We start from the raw sequence: 14,510 nt of genomic DNA, 5'->3' as shown, positions 1-14,510 counted from the left end.
CCTCGCGCCCGTTTAGCTGCGTGCGGCACGGATCAGTTTCAGGATATCCTGCGCGGCATTGGGGATATTGGTCCCCGGCCCGAAGATCGCCTTGACCCCCGCATCCTTGAGGAACTTGTAATCCTGCTGCGGAATGACCCCGCCGCAGATGACCAGAATATCCTCGGCCCCCTGATCCTTCAGCGCCTTGATCAACTGCGGGGCGAGCGTTTTGTGACCCGCCGCCTGGGACGAGATGCCGATGACATGCACGTCGTTGTCCACGGCATCCTGCGCGGCCTCGGCGGGGGTCTGGAACAGCGGCCCCACATCCACGTCAAACCCGATATCGGCAAAGGCGGTCGCAATGACCTTGGCCCCGCGGTCGTGCCCGTCCTGACCCATCTTGACCACCAGCATACGCGGACGGCGGCCTTCGGCTTCGGCGAAATCCTCGACCGATTTCTGGATTTCCGCAAAGCCGCTGTCGCCCTCATAGGCCGCGCCATAGACGCCGGCCAATGTCTTGACCTCGGCGCGGTGACGTCCGAATTTTTCTTCCATCGCCATGCTGATCTCCCCTACGGTGGCGCGGGCGCGGGCGGCTTCGACCGCCCCTTCCAACAGGTTTCCGCCCTCTGCGGCGCGGCGGGTCAGCTCGGCCAGAGCGGCTTTGCAGGCGTCTTCGTCACGCGCGCTACGGATCGCTTCGAGACGCTTGATCTGGCTGTCGCGCACCTTGACGTTATCGACATCCAGAATGTCGATAACGTCCTCGACCTCGCGGCGGTATTTGTTGACCCCGACGATCACCTCGGTGCCGCGGTCGATCTTGGCCTGACGCGTGGCGGCGGCCTCTTCGATGCGCAGTTTCGGCATGCCGGAGGCGACGGCCTTGGTCATCCCGCCCAGCTCTTCCACCTCTTCGATCAGCTTCCATGCGGCGTCTGCCAGATCGGCGGTCAGCTTCTCGACATAGTAGCTGCCGGCCAGCGGGTCGACGACATTGGTGACGCCGGTTTCTTCCTGCAGGATCAACTGCGTGTTGCGCGCAATGCGCGAGGAGAAATCGGTGGGCAGGGCAATCGCCTCGTCCAGGGCATTGGTGTGCAGCGACTGCGTGCCGCCCAGAACCGCGCTCATCGCCTCGTAGGCGGTGCGGATCACGTTGTTATAGGGGTCTTGTTCCTGAAGGCTCACGCCGGAGGTCTGGCAGTGGGTCCGCAGCATCGAGGATTTGGGGTTCTTCGGTTTGAATTCATCCATGATCCGCGACCACAGCAGGCGCGCCGCGCGCAGTTTCGCGGCCTCCATAAAGAAGTTCATGCCGATGCAGAAGAAGAAGCTCAGCCGGGGTGCAAACCGGTCCACATCCATGCCCGCCGCAATCGCCGTGCGCACATATTCGCGGCCATCGGCAAGGGTAAAGGCCAGTTCCTGCACAAGGTTCGCCCCCGCCTCTTGCATGTGGTAGCCCGAGATCGAGATGGAGTTGAATTTCGGCATGTGGTCCGAGGTATATTCGATGATATCCCCGATGATCCGCATCGAGGGCTCGGGCGGATAGATATAGGTGTTGCGGACCATGAACTCTTTCAGAATGTCGTTCTGAATGGTGCCCGAGAGCACGGATTTATCATGCCCCTGCTCTTCGCCCGCGACGATGAAATTCGCCAGGATCGGGATCACCGCGCCGTTCATCGTCATGGAGACCGATACTTTGTCGAGCGGGATGCCGTCGAACAGGATCTTCATATCCTCGACGCTGTCGATGGCCACGCCCGCCTTGCCCACGTCGCCCTCGACACGGGGGTGGTCGCTGTCATAGCCGCGGTGGGTGGCCAGATCGAAGGCCACCGACACCCCCTGCTGCCCCGCCGCAAGGGCGCGGCGGTAAAAGGCGTTCGATTCCTCTGCCGTAGAGAAACCCGCATATTGGCGGATCGTCCACGGGCGGCCGGCGTACATGGTCGCCTTCACCCCGCGGGTAAAGGGTGCCTCGCCGGGGATGCCGCCCAGATGGTCCAGCCCTTCGGTGTCTTCCGCGGTATAAAGCGGTTTGACATCAATGCCTTCCAGCGTGTGCCACGTCAGGTCATCGAGGCTACGCCCGCGCAGTTCCGCCTCAGCCAGATTGCGCCAGTTTTCTTTGTCCGCTGTCATGGTGGTGTCCTTTTCTTCTATCGCCGTCTGGCCAGCTTGTGCCGGCTCTTGGGGCGGTTGATGTCTCTGTCAGGGTGGCAAGACCATCCGCACCGGCTGTCAGCCAGAACAGATCGTCCGCATAGGTTTCACGCAAGGCCGCGGCCTGCGCGTCGCTAAAGGGGTGCCAGTTGCCCAGCCCGTCGCTGCGCAGCCCTGCCGCGGCAGGGCCCATCTGCGCACGCAGGCTCGCCTCGTCCGGGCGGCGGTTCAGCCAATAGCCTTGGGTGGTGGCGGGGGCAGCACGACCGGTGAGCTGCGTAAACAGCGCATCGGGGCGGCCAGCGTAATCGTCATAGCGGGCGATGCTGATCTTCGCCTCGGGCAAGGCGCAGGCAAGATCGGTGATGACATCGCGCCAGCCGCGCCGGTCATGAGCGATACGGTCAATCTGGTCGGCATCCGGTACGGGATGCCCGCGCCCCACGGTATAGGCCAGCGCAGAGGCCCACCAATGGTCCGTCTGCCGGATGGTCAGCACCACCTGCGTCACGCGCCCGCCAAAGCTGGCCCCGAACCGCGCCATACGTTCGCCGATGGCAGGAAACAGCCGCCCGCTGCGCACCGAATGGCGCGCCGAGCCGATCATATTCTCGTCCGAGATCAGCAGTTGATCCGCCCCGAGGTCCCGCGCCTTGCCCATCAGCAGCGACACGCGCCCGTTTACCAAATTCGGCCCCGAGGCCAGCATTCCCGACGCCGGAAACAGCCCCGCAAACAGCCCGCCACGGGTCTGGCGCGGCCCCCAGACGCAGGTGCCCTGCGCCGCAATGGGGTCGGCGTGATCCGCCAGATAGCGTTGAAAACTGGTGGTTCCTGTACGGTGTGCACCGACGTGAAGAAGAATATCCATGATCTGCTTGCCCAATCCTTGAACGGGGGCCAGCCACTGTGGCCCACTAAGAGTTTGAGCCACAGTCATGCCCGCAAACCTGTTGCAGAGTGCTTAATATGCGCAGATGTCCGGTTGTGCATCGCAATTGCGTCGCGCAAGCTTATATCTGTACGGACAGGAGACAAAATGAAACCAGTGATAGCCCTTGTTTTTGCAGGATTGTTTGCGGTCTCGGCGGGGGCGCAAACGGCCACGGACCCCGAGGTTCCCACCTTGTTCCTGCCTGCAGATATGGAAGATTTGAGTGAATTCCACTGGAAAAAAAGACCGGTTCTGGTCTTTGCGGACAGCGAGGATGACCCCGCCTTCCAATCCCAGATGGAGCTTTTGCGCGAGCAGCCCGAAGACCTGATCGAACGTGACGTGATTGTCCTGACCGATACCGATCCGGGCGCGCGCAGCCCGTTGCGGCTGCGGATGCGGCCGCGCGGGTTCATGTTGGTGCTGGTGGGCAAAGACGGCGGGATCAAGCTGCGCAAGCCCCGCCCCTGGGATGTGCGCGAGATCACCCGCAGCATCGACAAAATGACCATCCGGCAACGCGAAATTCGCGAAGCCAAGGAAAAGTCAGGTAAAATCTTCGACTGAACAGCCGGCAGCCGCTGCAATATGGGCCGGTGCTGCGAAGGGATCCCCCGCAGCGCCGTGTTGTATCCCATGATGGCAACGGCTGGCATGGCGCTTATTCGAACTCGATGATGACATCATCCACAGCGAGGCTGTCACCCGCTGCGGCATTGACCTTGGACACTTTGCCCTTCTTCTCGGCGCGCAGGATGTTCTCCATCTTCATCGCCTCGATGGTGCAGAGGTTCTGGCCTTCCTGCACCTCGTCGCCGACCTCTACATCGATTTTCACCACCAGACCCGGCATGGGGCACAGCAGCATTTTCGATGTGTCGGGCGGCAGTTTCTCGGGCATCAGACGGGCCAGTTCGGCCTGACGCGGGTTGCGCACATGGACTTTCATATCCGCGCCACGGGCCCGCACGCGGAACCCGCCAGAGATTTTGCCGACCTTGAACACCAGCGGTGCGTCGTCGATGGTCATCTCGGCCAGTTGGTCGCCCGGTGTCCAGTCGCCCGCGACGCGCAACGCTGTGCCGTCGTCGAAGGTCACCGTCGCGCCCTTTGGGTCGGCCTGAATTTCCACATCGAACGACTGGCCTTGCAGCGCGACGTTCCAGGCGGTGCCGACCTTGCGTTCGTGGTTGTCCATGCGGCCCGACACGCGAGTCCGGCGGATCTCTCCGACGCGGTGCATGGCTGCGGTGGCCGCCGCGATCCGGCGCAGTTCTGCGTCAGGCAGCTCTACCCCGTCGAAGCCGTCGGGGTATTGTTCGGCGATAAAGGCGGTGGTCATGTTGCCTTCGACAAAGATCGGGTGATCCATCACGGCAGAGAGGAACGGCAGGTTGTGCCCGATGCCTTCGACCTCGAAGCTATCCAGCGCCACGCGCATGCGTTCAATCGCCTCGGCGCGGGTCGGTGCCCATGTACACAGCTTGGCGATCATCGGGTCGTAATACATCGAGATCTCGCCGCCCTCGTAGACACCGGTATCGTTGCGCACGGCCGTATCGCCCGCTGGCGCATCGCCCTGCCATTTGTCGTTGGTCAGCAAGGGACCGGCCGCGATCTCCATCGGCGGACGGTAGCGCGTCAGACGCCCGATGGAGGGCAGGAAGCCGCGGTACGGATCTTCGGCATAGAGCCGGTTTTCGATGGCCCAACCGGTCAGCTTCACATCGTCTTGGGTGATGGTCAGCTTTTCGCCATTGGCCACGCGGATCATCTGTTCGACCAGATCGACACCGGTGATCAGCTCGGTCACGGGGTGTTCCACCTGAAGACGGGTGTTCATTTCAAGGAAGTAGAAGTTCTTGTCGCCGTCCACGATGAATTCGACCGTACCGGCAGAGGTATAGCCCACAGCCTGCGCCAAGGCGACGGATTGCTCGCCCATGGCTTTGCGGGTGGCTTCGTCAAGGAAGGGCGACGGGGCCTCTTCCACGACCTTCTGGTTGCGGCGCTGGATCGAACATTCGCGTTCGCCCAGATAGATACCATTGCCGTGGGCGTCGCACAGCACCTGAATTTCGATGTGGCGCGGCTGGGTGACGAATTTCTCGATAAAGATACGATCATCGCCAAAGCTATTGGCGGCCTCGTTCTTGGACGACTGGAACCCCTCGCGGGCCTCTTCGTCGTTCCACGCGATACGCATCCCCTTGCCGCCGCCACCGGCAGAGGCCTTCAGCATCACCGGATAGCCGATTTCGTTCGAGATCTTCACCGCCTCATCCGCGTCTTCGATCAGCCCCATGTAGCCGGGGACCGTGGAAACACCGGCCTCCTGCGCAATTTTCTTGGAGGTAATCTTGTCGCCCATCTTCTCGATCGCGCCCTTAGGGGGGCCGACAAAGGCGACACCAGCGGCCTCGAGCGCCTCGGCGAATTTCGCGTTCTCGGACAGGAAGCCATAGCCCGGGTGTACGGCCTGCGCGCCCGACTGCTTGATCGCGTCCATGATCTTGTCGATCACGATATACGACTGGTTCGCGGCGGGCGGGCCGATGTGGATCGCCTCATCGGCCATCTGGACGTGCAACGCCTGCGCATCAGCGTCGGAATAGACGGCGACGGTTTCGATGCCCATCTTCTTGGCGGTCTTGATAACGCGGCAGGCAATCTCGCCGCGGTTGGCGATCAGGATCTTATTGAACATCGACTGTCCCTTTTGGTCTTGAGTGAACGGAAAAACCCCGCGTCAGCACGCGGCTGAGCGGGGCAAAATCTTTGGCACTGCATCTGCCGCGACCCGAGGCCGCGGCAGATGTCAGATTATTGGCAGCGCACTGCGCCGGATTGGCACGCCAGTACGTTTGCGCCGGCACCGATGGCCGCGCCTTGCGCGAGGCTACCGCCTGTAACGGCTGCTGCACCGGCACCCACGACACCACCGCCGAGCGCTTGTTCGCCCAGTGTGTCACCGCATGCAGCAAGGCCAGCGGACGCAGTAACGGCGAGAAGAATTGTTTTGATGGACATGGGATTAAACCTTTTATTGATCGTGCGTTATTCGCGATGTGATACTGATAAACGCATGGTTTCGCAGAAGGTTCCACCGCGGTTTGAATAACGGCGCGCGCCCCTGCCCCGACGGGCAAATTACCGCCCAACATGCCGTGCACGTGGCGAAAACCAGCCGAAAGGAAGGGGGCGACGCGCATGATCAATCCTCGAACGCGTCGGGGAAAGACGCCCGGGCAAGGGCTTCGTTGATGACCAGCATCGCGTCATAGTCGGCTGGATCAAAGGGGTCGTCTACCGCGACGACCTCGCGACCAAAGAGCCAAGACAAACGCCCCGCGTCCAGATTGCCCCTCTCGAACGGCTGGTCGCCAAAGGCTTCCCACAGCGCGCGCATAAAGGCCGTGTCAACGCGACGGTCCGCCGCCTTGCGGTCGGAACGGCGTTCTCGACGGGTCAGCGGGGTGACCCCACGCGGATTGGCGCGACGGATAACGAATTGATAGTCTGATCCGGGCATACGCCCCGGAAAACCGCGATGTTTCAGCATGATACCCCCCAGACTGCGAGGGCGATGCGCGGTGCTATCCCTGCGTTACGTGCCGCAGAGAGGTTGGAGACAGGCGCAGACGCCTGTCCCCGACAAGCATTACTTGTACTTGCCTGTGTACACGGGCTCAACCGAGATGGGCTCGGGTGCGACCACGACATATTCTTCTTGCTGCTTGGGTGCGCATGCCGAAACGGCTGCGATAAGGCCGAATGCGGCCAGCATTGTGATGCTCTTGGACATCTAAGTCTCCTGTCACTGTTTAAAGGGTCCGGCACTGCCTCATGCCAATCAGACCCCGGTTTTAAAGTAAGAAATACCTCGGTATTCCCCGCCGCGACATTATCGCAGTTCATTGGCGTTGCATACGGTGTGCTTTCCAATGCGGCCAAATGTGACGCCAAAGCCGCAGTTCGGCGCGCTGGTGCCGCAGCGCTCGCAAGATATTGTGGGTGCATCAAAGGCCCTCCCAGATACAGGTGTCGTTGCTCAGGCGAAATGCCTCGAAAAACTGTGTGGCATCGGGGTCGGACACCCCGAATTCCGTGACGCGATCAGCCAAAGAGACCACGATGACCTCTCCGTCCAGCGCATGTTGCGCCATGTAGGGAATGGCCAGCGCGTCGCACAGATAGGTCATATCGGCCCCAACCTGCGCAAAGTCCACAGCGCCCGTATCGCGCGCGATATAAGGGGCGACAAAACGGAAGCGCAGCCATGTTTGCACCCCCACCTCGTCTATCAACACCTCTTGCAATTCGATGCTTTCGCCCGACGGCACCTCGACCGGCTGCGCCGCGGCAGAGGCCGTGGCGAAAGCTGCGCCAACCGCAAGCCACTTCAATGCCGCACCCGCTGGATGCAGACCGTAAGCCAAAGACGCGGAAAGAGAGGGGTGATCGGTAACCAAAGCGGTCTCCTGCCCCTCGGGCACCTGCAAAGGCACCGCGAGGGATATGGATTAAACGACGTTAGAGCGGGATGTTGTTATGCTTTTTCCAAGGCATCGCGGCTTTCTTGTTGCGCAACGAGGCAAAGGCGCGGGCAATCCGCTTGCGCGTGGTACGCGGCTGGATCACTTCGTCGATAAAGCCACGCTCTGCCGCGACAAAGGGGTTCGCGAAACGCTCTTCGTAGTCGGCGGTATGGCGCGCGATCTTTTCGGGGTCGTTCAGATCGGCACGGTGGATGATCTCTGTCGCGCCCTTGGCCCCCATCACGGCAATCTCGGCTGTGGGCCACGCGTAGTTGAAGTCGGACCGCAGGTGCTTGGACGCCATCACGTCATACGCGCCGCCATAGGCTTTGCGGGTGATGACTGTCACCATCGGCACTGTCGCTTCGCCATAGGCGAACAGCAGCTTGGCACCATGTTTGATCACGCCGCCATATTCCTGCCCCGTACCGGGGAGGAAGCCTGGCACGTCCACCAGCGTCAGGATCGGAATTTCAAACGCATCACAGAACCGCACAAACCGCGCCGCCTTGCGCGAGCTGTCGATATCAAGGCACCCCGCCAGCACCATCGGCTGGTTCGCGACCACACCCACAGTGCGACCTTCGATACGGATAAAGCCGGTCAGGATGTTCTTGGCGAAGTCTTCCTGAATTTCGTAAAAGTCGCCTTCATCCGCGAGCTTGTGGATCAGCTCTTTCATGTCATAGGGCGTGTTGGCGTTGCTGGGCACCAATGTATCAAGCGACGCCTCGATCCGGTCGGGTTCGTCAAAGAACGGGCGCACGGGCGGCAGGTCGCGGTTGTTGGCAGGCAGGAAATCGACCAGACGACGCACCTCAGCCAGTGCTTCGACGTCATTTTCAAACGCGCCATCCGCGACGGAGGATTTGCGCGTGTGCGTCGTCGCGCCGCCCAATTCCTCTGCGGTGACCTGTTCGTTGGTCACGGTTTTGACCACGTCAGGGCCTGTCACGAACATATAGGACGTGTCTTTAACCATGAAGATAAAGTCAGTCATCGCAGGGGAATAGACCGCACCGCCCGCACATGGCCCCATGATCACGCTGATCTGCGGGATCACACCGGAGGCTTCGATATTGCGCTGGAACACCTCGGCATAACCTGCGAGGCTGTCGACGCCTTCCTGAATACGCGCACCGCCGGAATCGTTGATCCCGATGACAGGCGCACCGTTCTGGATCGCCATATCCTGAATCTTGCAGATCTTTTGCGCGTGGGTCTGGGACAGCGACCCGCCAAAGACCGTGAAATCCTGACTGAAAACATAGACCAGACGGCCATTGATCGTGCCCCAACCGGTGACAACGCCGTCCCCTGCGGGTTTTTGCTGCTCCATCCCGAAGTCGGTGCAGCGGTGGGTAACGAACATATCGAATTCTTCAAACGACCCATCATCAAGCAACAGGTCGATCCGCTCGCGGGCGGTCAGCTTGCCACGGGCGTGTTGCGCATCAATGCGCTTTTGCCCTCCGCCCAGTCGGGCGTCGTCGCGGCGGGTTTCAAGCTGTTCCAGAATATCTTTCATCACGCACCTCTATAAGATTTCCGCCACCGTAACGCCGCCCCCGCGCGAACCAAAGAGCATTTTTGCAAATTTGCAAAAACTATACACCCACGCATTTGCTAATTGAAAACTTGCAAATCGTTCGGTTACCGTATGGTTCTGGATAGACAAGATGCAACCGCAGGCATACTGATATGCAATGATCAAGGATAACCCCGTCCGTTTTCTGGATAAAACATCCCCCCCGCATATTTCCACGCTGATCCTTCTGTCGGGGATCGGGGCGCTGGCGATGAATATGTTCTTGCCAAGCCTTCCCGCTATGGCTGAATATTTCGACGCCGATTACTCTGTGATGCAGCTTTCCGTGCCGCTTTATCTGCTGTGTAGCGCGGTATTGCAGGTGCTGATCGGCCCGATTTCGGACAATCTGGGCCGCCGCAATGTGCTGCTATGGGGGTTGGCGATATATATGGTCGCGACGGTGGGCTGTATCTACGCCCCCACGACGGCTGTGTTCCTTGCCTTCCGCTGCGTGCAGGCCATCGTCGCCGTGTCGATGGTACTGAGCCGCGCAGTGGTGCGCGATATGTTCGCCCAAGATAAAGCCGCCTCGATGATCGGCTATGTCACGATGGGCATGGCGCTGGTGCCCATGATCTCCCCCGCTGTGGGCGGGTTGCTGGAACAATCCTTCGGCTGGCAGGCGACCTTCTGGGCGATGTTCTGGATCGGGGCGCTGGTACTGGCGATCACATGGTTCGACCTTGGCGAGACCCACGTCGCGTCAGGGCGCACGCTGACCCAGCAATTCGCCGAATACCCCGAGCTGCTCGGCTCTCCGCGGTTCTGGGGGTACTCGATGGCGGCGGCCTGCTGCTCGGGTGCGTTCTTTGCCTACCTTGGCGGCGCGCCCTTCGTCGGCAGTGTCGTTTTCGGCATGGAACCGGCCGAGCTTGGCATCTATTTCGGCGCGCCCGCCGTGGGCTATTTCCTTGGCAACTTTATCACGGCCCGCAAAGCGACCGTGGTCGGCGTCAACACGCTGGTGCTTTGGGGCTGTCTGGCCAATGCGATTGGCGGGTCGGTGTCGATGATGATCTTCCTGCTGGGCTATGGATCGCCTCTGTCGTTCTTCGGGATGATGACGCTGGTGGGCCTTGGCAACGGGCTGTGCATCCCCAACGCCACCGCGGGCCTGTTGTCGGTGCGCCCGCATCTGGCGGGCACGGCGTCCGGGCTTGGCGGCGCGATCATGATTGGCGGTGGTGCGGGGCTGAGCATTTTGGCCGGTGCCCTACTGAGCGAGGAAACCGGAGCCTATCCGCTGCTCTGGATCATGCTGGCCACCGCCGTCGCGGGCGTCGCGTCGATCTTGGTCGTGATCCGCCGTGAACGAGCGCTTGGTATCGCCTGACGGGCCTTGCCGCCGTTAGTTTGCAAAGATACGGTTTGCAGAACCGGAAACTTTGCAAAGGCCCCACCCCGATGGCGATCCAAAAGCTATACGCTGGCGCAAAACTGCGCGAGCTGCGCACCAATCTGGCTCATACCCAGAAAGAATTCGCCGCGCGGCTTGGCGTTTCCCTCCCGTACTTGAACCAGATGGAGAATAATAACCGACCTGTCAGCACCACGGTCGTCTTGGCGCTGGCGTCTGAATTCGGGATGGATGTCACCGAACTGTCGAGCGGGGACAGCGAACGGTTGGTCAGCGACATGCGCGAAGTCCTGTCTGATCCGGTGTTCGAGGGCGATGTGCTGCCGCTGGCCGATGTGCAGCTTGCGGCCTCCAACGCGCCGGGGTTGGCGCGGGCGTTCATCAAGCTGCACCAAAGCCACCGCCAGACCCAGGAACGGCTGGCCTATCTGGACGAAGCCTTGGGCCGCGAAGATGCCCGCCCCTCGCCCAGCCCGTGGGAAGAGGTGCGCGACTTCTTCCATTATTGCGACAATTATCTGGATGCCGTGGACCGCGCCGCCGAGTATTTCGCCCGCGACACCGGCACCGGCCAAAGCCTGCGCGACACCACCCTAAAGGCGCTGTCCAGCGCAGGCATCACCGTCGCCTTCGACGAGACAGATGCCCTGCGCCGCTATGATCCGGCCAGTGGCGTGTTGCATGTCTCGGCCCGCGCTTCGCAGGCCACACAGACGTTCCAAATGCTGCTGCAGGTCGCCCTTGTGCGCCAGAACGACCTGCTTGAGGCAACCTTGGATTTCGCGCGTTTCAACAGCCCCGCGGCCCGTGACATCGCGAAGATGGGGCTGGCGAACTACTTTGCCGGGGCCGCGCTGATGCCCTACACCCGGTTTCTGGAGCGCGCCCAAAGCTGCCGCCACGACCTCGAGGTGCTGGCCTCTGATTTCGGGGCGTCGATCGAACAGGTCGCGCACCGGCTGTCGACGCTGCAACGCCCGGGGTCAAAGGGGATTCCGTTCTTCTTTGTCCGTGTGGATCAGGCGGGCACGATCACCAAACGCCATTCGGCCACCCGTTTGCAATTCGCGCGGTTTGGCGGGGCCTGCCCCCTGTGGAACGTGCACAGCGCCTTTGAAACGCCGGGCCGCTTCCTGCGTCAGCTGGCCGAAACGCCGGACGGGGTACGCTATATCTCGCTGGCGCGGGACATCTCGAAGCCGGCGGGGCGGTTTGGCGCGCCGGTGCGGCGCTATGCGATTTCGCTGGGGTGCGAGGTGCGCCATGCGCCCGCGCTGGTCTATGCCGACGGGATGGACACCACCCGCGCCTCGGCCTTTGAGCCTATCGGCATATCTTGCCGTATTTGCGAACGTAAACATTGCCACCAGCGGTCTGTGCCGCCGTTGGAACGCCAGTTGGTGGTGGACCCGAACCTGCGCGACGTGTTGCCCTATCAGGTGGATTGACCGCTTACCGCTTGGCCGCCCGCCATCCGGCGGCACGCGCCTGCGCCGCGCTGCAGAACCAGCGTTCGCCCTTGTCGGTGCGGATCACGGTCCGGTCATAGTCGTGCTGTCCGGGCACGTGAAAGATCCGCGTGCCCTTGCTGCTGACATTCCCCTTGATCACACAGCCGCCCGGCCCTGTCGAGGCGACGGGCTTTGGCGCTGCTTTAGAGGCTTTGCGATAGGCATCGGGGCGCTGCGTTTCATAGGCATGTACCCCGCGTCCCGCCCGTTTGGCCGCCGCTTCACGCGCGACATAGGCGCGGCTGTAGCGCGCGTAGGAAAAGGCCAGCCCCGCCGCGACCAAGGCTTGCCCCATATCCTGCCCCAAGGCGGCACAACGCGCGACAATCCGGCCATAGCGGTCGGTATCCACCCGCTGGCAGTCGGCCCGCTGGCCGTCGTATGTGGCGCGCACCTGCGCCGTCACCCAAGCGCCGCAGTTCAACACGCGCCCATCCGAGGCACGGCAGGGCTGATCCCCTTCGACCGCATCGATGCCGAAAAGCCGGATCCGCGTCTCACCCAATGCGATCGTATCCCCGTCGATCACCCGGATCTCGCCCGTCAGACGCGGTTCGACCGCCGCAGCGGGTTGCGTGAAAACGGCGATCAGCGCCGCTGCGAAACATGAATGAAGGATGGCTTTCATATCCCGTTGATTGGGCCGTTTCCACGCCCCAATCAACCAGAGATATTAACTAAGGTTAACTTTCGTTAACACTTGTGGCCTCTCGACCAAGGGGGCAATGCCTTAGCGCTGCGCGGTTTCCCAGTCGGGGTGGATCCAGGGCGCGTCATTCGCCGCGGCCAATGGATCAAGCCCCAGCACATGGTCCGAGATTTTCTCGCCCACCATGATCGACGGGGCGTTCAGGTTGCCATTAGTAATCCGCGGGAAGATCGAGCTGTCGGCGACGCGCAGCCCCTCTACCCCGATCACACGGCCCTGCGGATCGACCACCGCCTGCGGGTCATCGGCGCGGCCCATGCGGCAGGTGCCACAGGGGTGATAGGCGCTTTCGGCATGTTCGCGAATGAAGGCATCAAGTTCCTCGTCGCTTTGCACATCGGCCCCCGGCTGGATCTCGTGTTTGACGAAGGGTTTGAAGGCGTCCTGCGCAAAGATCTCCCGGGTGAGGCGAATACAGGTGCGGAACTCCTCCCAATCCTTGTCTTGCGACATGTAGTTGAAAAAGATCTTCGGCGCGTCGGCCGGATTGCCCGAGGCCAGTGTGACAGACCCGCGCGAGGTCGACCGCATCGGCCCCACATGCGCCTGAAACCCGTGGCCTTCGGCGGCGGCCTGCCCGTCATAGCGCACAGCAATCGGCAGGAAGTGATACTGGATATCGGGATATTTAATCCCTGCCTTCGACCGGATGAAAGCCGCGCTTTCAAACTGGTTCGACGCGCCCATGCCGGTTTTCGTGAACAACCACTGCGCGCCGATCACGGCCTTGGAGAAGATATTCCAGTGCTTATACAGCGTAATCGGTTGGCTGGCGGCCATCTGGATATACAGTTCAAGGTGGTCTTGCAGGTTCTGGCCAACACCGGGACGGTCCGCGATCACCTCGATACCATGCTCTGCCAGATGGGCCGCAGGGCCGATGCCCGACAACATCAGCAGCTTGGGCGAGTTGATGGAGGACGCCGCGATGATCACCTCGCCGCTGGCGCGCAGCACCTCGGTCTTGCCACCGCGCAGCACCTCGACGCCGACAGCACGACCGTCTTCGATCACGATCCGCTGCGCCAAGGCGCGGACGAGTTCGACGTTGCCGGTCTTTTGCGCGGGCCGCAGATAGGCGTTGGCCGCGGACCAGCGACGGCCTTTCCAGACCGTCTGCTCCATCGGGCCGAAGCCTTCCTGTTTCTCGCCGTTATAATCGTCGGTCGCCTCATAGCCCGCTTGTTTGCCTGCCTCGACAAAGGCTTCGAACAAGGGGTTTTCGCGCGGGCCACGGCTGACATGCAGCGGGCCGTCAGTGCCGCGCCAGTCGGGGTCACCCCCGTGGCCGCCGTCATGCCAGCTTTCCATGCGTTTGAAATAGGGCAGCACATCGGCATAGCCCCAGCCGTCGGCCCCCTGCTCTTCCCAATGGTCATAGTCCATCGCGTGCCCGCGCACATAGACCATCCCGTTGATCGACGACGATCCGCCGATCACCTTGCCACGCGGGGTCGCCAGACGACGGTTGTTCAGATGCGGTTCGGGTTCGGACTGGAACCCCCAGTCGTAGGTTTTCATGTTCATCGGATAGGACAACGCCGCCGGCATCTGGATGAACGGGCCCGCATCGCTGCCACCATGTTCGATCACCATCACCTTGCGCCCTGCCGTGGCCAGGCGGTACGCCATCGCGCAGCCCGCGCTGCCTGCCCCTACGATAATAAATTCAGCTTTCATCCTATCGCCTTCCTTCCGTGAGTCTTG

At 61.6% G+C, this 14,510-nt stretch carries 13 protein-coding genes; 3 read left to right on the top strand and 10 right to left on the bottom strand.

Annotation, left to right across the window (positions count from 1 at the left end; translation table 11 throughout):
* Nucleotides 1–12: 12 nt before the first annotated feature.
* Nucleotides 13–2,142, bottom strand: a complete 2,130-nt coding sequence (gene scpA, locus AB1495_RS10800; protein WP_074635549.1) for a methylmalonyl-CoA mutase — start codon at nt 2,140–2,142, stop codon at nt 13–15.
* Complete coding sequence (locus AB1495_RS10795) at nt 2,105–3,034, bottom strand: hypothetical protein (RefSeq protein WP_005852331.1); 930 nt, start codon at nt 3,032–3,034, stop codon at nt 2,105–2,107. The genes scpA and AB1495_RS10795 overlap by 38 nt, the downstream gene beginning before the upstream one ends.
* A gap of 168 nt (nt 3,035–3,202) precedes the next feature.
* On the opposite strand from AB1495_RS10795, the gene AB1495_RS10790 reads away from it, so the two are divergent.
* On the top strand, nt 3,203–3,664 hold the full coding sequence (locus tag AB1495_RS10790; RefSeq protein WP_074635547.1) for a DUF4174 domain-containing protein: 462 nt from the start codon (nt 3,203–3,205) through the stop codon (nt 3,662–3,664).
* 94 nt (nt 3,665–3,758) lie between these two features.
* Here the strand turns inward: AB1495_RS10790 and AB1495_RS10785 are convergent, their stop codons facing one another.
* The 6 genes from AB1495_RS10785 to AB1495_RS10760 form a co-directional block, all read right to left on the bottom strand.
* A complete protein-coding gene (locus AB1495_RS10785) occupies nt 3,759–5,804 on the bottom strand; it encodes an acetyl/propionyl/methylcrotonyl-CoA carboxylase subunit alpha (RefSeq protein ID WP_005852328.1) in 2,046 nt (681 codons plus the stop codon).
* Nucleotides 5,805–5,920: 116 nt separating this feature from the next.
* Nucleotides 5,921–6,127 carry a hypothetical protein gene (locus AB1495_RS10780; protein ID WP_037943771.1) on the bottom strand — a complete coding sequence of 69 codons (207 nt, stop codon included), beginning with the start codon at nt 6,125–6,127 and terminating at the stop codon, nt 5,921–5,923.
* A gap of 184 nt (nt 6,128–6,311) precedes the next feature.
* Nucleotides 6,312–6,659: a hypothetical protein gene (locus AB1495_RS10775; protein WP_005852325.1), complete on the bottom strand. Its 348-nt coding sequence runs from the start codon at nt 6,657–6,659 to the stop codon at nt 6,312–6,314.
* Between the two features lie 99 nt (nt 6,660–6,758).
* The gene (locus tag AB1495_RS10770) at nt 6,759–6,902 is read right to left on the bottom strand and encodes a hypothetical protein (protein WP_167354535.1); all 144 of its coding nucleotides are present in this window, start codon (nt 6,900–6,902) and stop codon (nt 6,759–6,761) included.
* Nucleotides 6,903–7,116: 214 nt separating this feature from the next.
* The gene (locus AB1495_RS10765) at nt 7,117–7,569 is read right to left on the bottom strand and encodes a DUF6497 family protein (RefSeq protein ID WP_244268902.1); all 453 of its coding nucleotides are present in this window, start codon (nt 7,567–7,569) and stop codon (nt 7,117–7,119) included.
* 61 nt (nt 7,570–7,630) lie between these two features.
* Nucleotides 7,631–9,163, bottom strand: coding sequence for an acyl-CoA carboxylase subunit beta (locus AB1495_RS10760; RefSeq protein ID WP_005852320.1), 1,533 nt, complete (start codon nt 9,161–9,163; stop codon nt 7,631–7,633).
* Between the two features lie 178 nt (nt 9,164–9,341).
* Here AB1495_RS10760 and AB1495_RS10755 point away from each other — a divergent pair, with 178 nt between their 5' ends.
* Nucleotides 9,342–10,559 (top strand): multidrug effflux MFS transporter, encoded by a 1,218-nt coding sequence (locus AB1495_RS10755; RefSeq protein WP_064217417.1) that lies wholly within the window; start codon nt 9,342–9,344, stop codon nt 10,557–10,559.
* A 71-nt stretch (nt 10,560–10,630) separates the two neighbouring features.
* On the top strand, nt 10,631–12,031 hold the full coding sequence (locus tag AB1495_RS10750; RefSeq protein ID WP_074635545.1) for a short-chain fatty acyl-CoA regulator family protein: 1,401 nt from the start codon (nt 10,631–10,633) through the stop codon (nt 12,029–12,031).
* A 4-nt stretch (nt 12,032–12,035) separates the two neighbouring features.
* Here AB1495_RS10750 and AB1495_RS10745 read toward each other — a convergent pair whose 3' ends face one another.
* A complete protein-coding gene (locus tag AB1495_RS10745) occupies nt 12,036–12,722 on the bottom strand; it encodes a thermonuclease family protein (protein WP_074635543.1) in 687 nt (228 codons plus the stop codon).
* Between the two features lie 102 nt (nt 12,723–12,824).
* On the bottom strand, nt 12,825–14,483 hold the full coding sequence (gene betA, locus AB1495_RS10740; RefSeq protein ID WP_074635542.1) for a choline dehydrogenase: 1,659 nt from the start codon (nt 14,481–14,483) through the stop codon (nt 12,825–12,827).
* Between the last annotated feature and the right edge of the window lie 27 nt (nt 14,484–14,510).

The organism is Sulfitobacter pontiacus (assembly GCF_040790665.1).
GTDB lineage: Bacteria > Pseudomonadota > Alphaproteobacteria > Rhodobacterales > Rhodobacteraceae > Sulfitobacter > Sulfitobacter pontiacus.
Note: the sequence above shows the minus strand (reverse complement) of the source record. Positions and strands in the feature narration are given on the sequence as shown.

Coding starts and splice junctions, on each gene's coding strand:
- scpA (WP_074635549.1), bottom strand. CDS start 2,142: ATGACAGCGGACAAAGAAAACTGGCGCAATCTGGCTGAGGCGGAACTG.
- AB1495_RS10790 (WP_074635547.1), top strand. CDS start 3,203: ATGAAACCAGTGATAGCCCTTGTTTTTGCAGGATTGTTTGCGGTCTCG.
- AB1495_RS10760 (WP_005852320.1), bottom strand. CDS start 9,163: ATGAAAGATATTCTGGAACAGCTTGAAACCCGCCGCGACGACGCCCGA.
- betA (WP_074635542.1), bottom strand. CDS start 14,483: ATGAAAGCTGAATTTATTATCGTAGGGGCAGGCAGCGCGGGCTGCGCG.
- AB1495_RS10770 (WP_167354535.1), bottom strand. CDS start 6,902: ATGTCCAAGAGCATCACAATGCTGGCCGCATTCGGCCTTATCGCAGCC.
- AB1495_RS10750 (WP_074635545.1), top strand. CDS start 10,631: ATGGCGATCCAAAAGCTATACGCTGGCGCAAAACTGCGCGAGCTGCGC.
- AB1495_RS10755 (WP_064217417.1), top strand. CDS start 9,342: ATGATCAAGGATAACCCCGTCCGTTTTCTGGATAAAACATCCCCCCCG.
- AB1495_RS10775 (WP_005852325.1), bottom strand. CDS start 6,659: ATGCTGAAACATCGCGGTTTTCCGGGGCGTATGCCCGGATCAGACTAT.
- AB1495_RS10795 (WP_005852331.1), bottom strand. CDS start 3,034: ATGGATATTCTTCTTCACGTCGGTGCACACCGTACAGGAACCACCAGT.
- AB1495_RS10780 (WP_037943771.1), bottom strand. CDS start 6,127: ATGTCCATCAAAACAATTCTTCTCGCCGTTACTGCGTCCGCTGGCCTT.
- AB1495_RS10745 (WP_074635543.1), bottom strand. CDS start 12,722: ATGAAAGCCATCCTTCATTCATGTTTCGCAGCGGCGCTGATCGCCGTT.
- AB1495_RS10785 (WP_005852328.1), bottom strand. CDS start 5,804: ATGTTCAATAAGATCCTGATCGCCAACCGCGGCGAGATTGCCTGCCGC.